This window comes from Pseudomonas sp. EGD-AK9, from assembly GCF_000465935.2.
Lineage (GTDB): Bacteria > Pseudomonadota > Gammaproteobacteria > Pseudomonadales > Pseudomonadaceae > Aquipseudomonas.
Window position 1 is genome coordinate 1 of record NZ_AVOF01000533.1, and the last position, 1,500, is coordinate 1,500.

At 69.4% G+C, this 1,500-nt stretch carries 2 protein-coding genes; one reads left to right on the forward strand and one right to left on the reverse strand.

Features of this window, described 5'->3' with window-relative positions; all coding sequences use genetic code 11:
* Positions 1–336, reverse strand: a 336-nt coding sequence (locus tag N878_RS20135) for an FAD-dependent oxidoreductase (protein ID WP_031303591.1), incomplete at its 3' end; no start/stop codon positions are given.
* A 94-nt stretch (positions 337–430) separates the two neighbouring features.
* Here N878_RS20135 and N878_RS20140 point away from each other — a divergent pair.
* On the forward strand, positions 431–1,500 hold a 1,070-nt coding region (locus tag N878_RS20140), incomplete at its 3' end, for a sterol desaturase family protein (protein WP_021445349.1).

Consider the following 1,500-nt stretch of genomic DNA (forward strand, 5'->3'; position numbering starts at 1 on the left):
GCAGGCCTCGGCGTTGGCTGCGAGGGCCTCGAGCTTGGCGATCTCGTCTTCTTCCACCGCCACCAGCAGCTTGCCGATGCGCCGCTGCGCCACGCCGTGCTGCGCGCACCAGGCGTACAGGCGCTCGCGGCCCTCCAGGCACAGCTCGGCCTTGAGCGAGCCGGGCGGGTAGTAGAGGCCGGCGTGGATCACCTCGGAGTTGCGGCTAGAGGCGTGGCTGCCGATCAGGCCCTCGGCTTCGAGGATCAGCGTGTCGCGGCTGGCTTCGGCCAGGCGCGCGGCGCAGGCCAGGCCGAGGGCGCCGGCGCCGATGATCAGGGTGTCGATGCTGTGCATGGCGTGTTCGGTGCTGCTGTTTGGCGGGTTTGGCTGCCGCGCGGGTGGCGTTCGCGGATTAGGCTGGCAGCATAACAAGAAGCACGAGGTGGCCATGAACGTCGCGGTACTCGCCTTGCCCCTGTATATCCTGCTGATCCTGCTGGAGCTGGCCTACGAGCGGCACAGCGGCCGCCACACCTGGCGCCTGGCCGACGCCGCCACCAGCGTCAACACCGCGGTGCTGCGCCTGCTGCTGGAGGGGCCGTTGCGCCTGCTGCTGATCCTGCCCTATGCCTGGCTCTACGAGCACGCGCGGCTGTGGACGCTGGACGCGGCCTCGCCCTGGACCTGGCTGCTCGGCTTCGTCGCGGTGGACCTGTGCTTCTACTGGGCGCACCGCAGCCTGCATCGCTACAACCTGCTGTGGGGCGCGCACCAGCCGCATCATTCCAGCGAGGACTTCAACCTCTCCACCGCGCTGCGCAAGGGCGCTTTCCAGACCGCCTTCGACTGGCCCTTCTACCTGCCGCTGGCGCTGCTCGGTCTGCCCCTGCCGCTGTTCCTGCTGCTGCTCGGCGTGCAGCTGGGCTATCAGTTCTGGATTCACAGTCAGCACGTCGGCCGTCTCGGCTGGCTGGAGCGGGTGCTGGTCACGCCCTCGCTGCATCGCGTGCACCACGGGCAGAACGACTGCTACATCGACAAGAACCACGGCGGCGTGTTCATCCTCTGGGACAAGCTGTTCGGCACCTTCGCCGAGGAGCGCGAGCCGGTGCGCTACGGGGTGACCACGCCGGTGCGCACCTTCGACCCGATCCGTCTGCAGTTCTCCTGGTGGCGTCTGCTCTGGGCCGATGCGCGGGCCACTCGCTCCTGGTGGGATCGCCTACGCCTGTGGTGGATGCCCACCGGCTGGCGCCCGGCCGACGTGCGCCAGCTGCCCTGGCCGAAGATGGGCGCGGAGAAGTTCGACTGCGCCTACCCGGCCGCACTCAAGGCCTACGCCCTGGTGCAGTTCCTGCTGATCAACGCGCTGGCCCTGGGTTTCCTGCTCAGCCTTGCGCGTGCCGCGTTCTGGGAGCCCTGGCTGCTGGCGGGGCTGATCCTCGCCGGCTGCGTCAGCCTCGGCCTGCTGTTCGAGGGGCGCGCCTTCTGGCGCCTGGAGCTGGCGCGCCAGCTGGC